Source organism: Pseudomonas sp. K5002, from assembly GCF_013386655.1.
Taxonomy (GTDB): Bacteria; Pseudomonadota; Gammaproteobacteria; order Pseudomonadales; family Pseudomonadaceae; genus Aquipseudomonas.
This window is the reverse complement of sequence record NZ_JACARK010000739.1, coordinates 1-2,687: the sequence shown is the minus strand read 5'-3', so window position 1 is coordinate 2,687 and position 2,687 is coordinate 1. Positions and strand designations below refer to the sequence as shown.

General features: G+C 63.9%; 4 protein-coding genes. All 4 read left to right on the top strand.

All coding sequences use genetic code 11. The features are described from left to right. A partial coding sequence (gene bioF, locus HX846_RS27460; RefSeq protein WP_178966491.1) for an 8-amino-7-oxononanoate synthase occupies positions 1-1,019 on the top strand: 1,019 nt, incomplete at its 5' end. Next, positions 1,012-1,743 carry an alpha/beta fold hydrolase gene (locus tag HX846_RS27455; RefSeq protein WP_178966490.1) on the top strand — a complete coding sequence of 244 codons (732 nt, stop codon included), beginning with the start codon at positions 1,012-1,014 and terminating at the stop codon, positions 1,741-1,743. The genes bioF and HX846_RS27455, both read left to right, overlap by 8 nt. Further along, positions 1,736-2,545: a malonyl-ACP O-methyltransferase BioC gene (gene bioC / locus HX846_RS27450; protein ID WP_178966489.1), complete on the top strand. Its 810-nt coding sequence runs from the start codon at positions 1,736-1,738 to the stop codon at positions 2,543-2,545. The genes HX846_RS27455 and bioC overlap by 8 nt, the downstream gene beginning before the upstream one ends. Further along, positions 2,542-2,687, top strand: a 146-nt coding sequence (gene bioD, locus HX846_RS27445) for an ATP-dependent dethiobiotin synthetase BioD (RefSeq protein WP_178966488.1), incomplete at its 3' end; no start/stop codon positions are given. The genes bioC and bioD, both read left to right, overlap by 4 nt.

Below are 2,687 nucleotides of genomic sequence, written 5' to 3'. Positions count from 1 at the left end.
CGCAAGTGATTGAAGCCTGGCGCGCGGGCGCGGCCCGCTGGGGCGTGGGTGGCGGCGCTTCGCATCTGGTGATCGGCCACAGCACGCCGCACCATGAACTGGAAGAGGCCCTGGCCGACCTCACTGGTCGCCCGCGGGCGCTGCTGTTCACCACCGGTTACATGGCTAACCTTGGCGCCGTCACCGCGCTGGTGGGGCAGGGCGATACGGTGCTGGAAGACCGCCTTAACCACGCCTCGTTGCTGGATGCCGGTTTGCTCTCGGGTGCGCGCTTCAATCGTTACCTGCACAACGATGCTGAAAGCCTGGCCAAGCGCCTGGAGAAAGCCACCGGCAATACGCTGGTGGTGACCGACGGCGTGTTCAGCATGGACGGCGACCTGGCGGATCTGCCCTCACTGGCCCGTGAAACCCGGGCCAGGGGCGCATGGTTGATGGTGGATGACGCCCATGGCTTCGGGCCTTTGGGCGCCAACGGTGGTGGGATCGTCGAGCATTTTGGCTTGAGCCAGGAAGATGTGCCGGTGCTGGTCGGCACGCTCGGCAAGGCCTTCGGTACCGCTGGCGCCTTTGTGGCGGGCAGCGAAGAGCTGATCGAGAGCCTGATCCAGTTCGCCCGCCCGTATATCTACACCACCAGCCAACCGCCGGCATTGGCCTGCGCCACGCTGAAAAGCCTGGAACTGCTGCGCACCGAGCATTGGCGGCGGGAGCATCTCAATGGGCTGATCCGCCAGTTCCGCCAGGGCGCAGAGCAGATTGGCCTGGAACTGATGGACAGTTTCACGCCGATCCAGCCGATCATGATTGGCGACAGTGCCCGCGCCGTGCGTTTGTCGCAGATGCTGCGCGAGCGCGGGCTGATGGTCACCGCGATCCGCCCACCGACCGTGCCCGCCGGCAGTGCCCGTCTGCGGGTGACTCTCACGGCGGCCCACAGTGAAGCCCAGGTGCAGCTATTGTTAAGCGCATTGGAAGAGTGTTTCCGCTTGTTAGGCCAGGAGCCCGACCATGCGTGATCGACTGATATTGCTGCCTGGCTGGGGCCTCGGCGTTTCGCCGCTGGAACCGCTGGCGGCGGCGTTGCAGGGGCTGGATGAACACTTGCAGGTGCAGATCGAACCGTTGCCGGACGTGGAGTCGGACGACCTTCAAGAGTGGCTCGATGAGCTGGATTCGACCTTGCCCCAAGACGTCTGGCTGGGTGGTTGGTCCCTCGGCGGCATGCTTGCTGCCGAGTTGGCCGCCCGGCGCGGTGATCATTGTTGCGGTTTGCTCACCTTTGCCAGCAACGCAAGCTTCGTGGCCTGGCCCCGCTGGGACCATGGCATGCACGAAGAGGATTTTATTGCGTTTCTTGACGGTTGCCGCCTTGATCCGGTTGCGACGTTAAAACGCTTCAGTCTGCTTTGCGCCCGGGGTTCCAGCGATCCCCGATCACTTGCTCGGCTATTGCTGGCGGGTGCCCCTAAAACCTCCGCGCAGACCTTGCTCAGTGGTCTGGAGCTGTTGGGCCGATTGGACACCCGTCAGGCGTTGGTCGACTTTCAAGGGCCGCAGTTGCATCTGTTTGCCGGGCTGGACGGGCTGGTTCCGGCTGAAGTGGCGAGTGAGTTGTTCGCCTTGTTGCCTGACGTTGAAATCGGCCTGATTGAACAGGCCGGTCACGCTTTTCTACTGGAGGACCCCCACGGTGTGGCGGGGGCCATCCAGGCTTTTTTGCATGAGTGCGGTGATGACTGATTTGTCCCATGTGTTGCCCGGCGGCTTGCCAGACAAGCGCCAGGTAGCGGCCTCCTTTTCCCGCGCAGCCGCCAGTTACGACAGCGTTGCCGAGTTGCAGCGTGCGGTGGGCAGCGAGCTGTTGCGGCGTTTGCCCGAAGGTCTTTCTCCACAACTCTGGCTGGACCTGGGCTGCGGCACGGGTTATTTCAGTCGTGTGCTGGGCCAGTCATTTGCGGGTAGCCAGGGTTTGGCCCTGGATATCGCCGAGGGCATGCTCAAACACGCCCGGCCGCTGGGCGGTGCACAACATTTCATCGCTGGCGATGCCGAGCGCTTGCCCTTGCAGGACGCCAGTTGCGGGCTGATCTACTCCAGTTTGGCGGTGCAGTGGTGCTCGGATTTTGCCGCAGTGCTCAGCGAAGCGCGGCGCGTATTGCAGCCCGGCGGCGTGCTGGCGTTTGCCAGCCTCTGCGTGGGTACGCTGGATGAGTTGCGCGAAAGCTGGCGCGCAGCGGATGGCATGGTTCATGTGAACCGCTTCCGGCCGTTCAGTGCTTATGAGCAACTGTGCGCAGCCAGTGGTTTGCGGGTGCGCAGCCTGGAGCAGCGCCCCCATGTGCTGCATTACCCCGACGTGCGCAGCCTGACCCACGAACTGAAAGCGTTGGGTGCGCACAATCTGAACCCGGGGCGCCCAGGAGGGTTGACGGGCCGGGCGCGGATTGTTGCACTGGTGCAAGCCTACGAGCAGTTCCGCCAGGCCCAGGGCCTGCCGGCAACTTATCAAGTGGTGTACGCCGTCCTGGAGAAACCTCTATGAATGCCGCTTACTTCATCACGGGGACCGACACCGACGTCGGCAAGACCACCGTCGCTGCCGGCCTGCTGCATGCCGCGCGGCAAGCCGGCAAAAGTACGGCGGCGGGCAAGCCGGTAGCCTCTGGGTGCCAGCTGACGCCCAA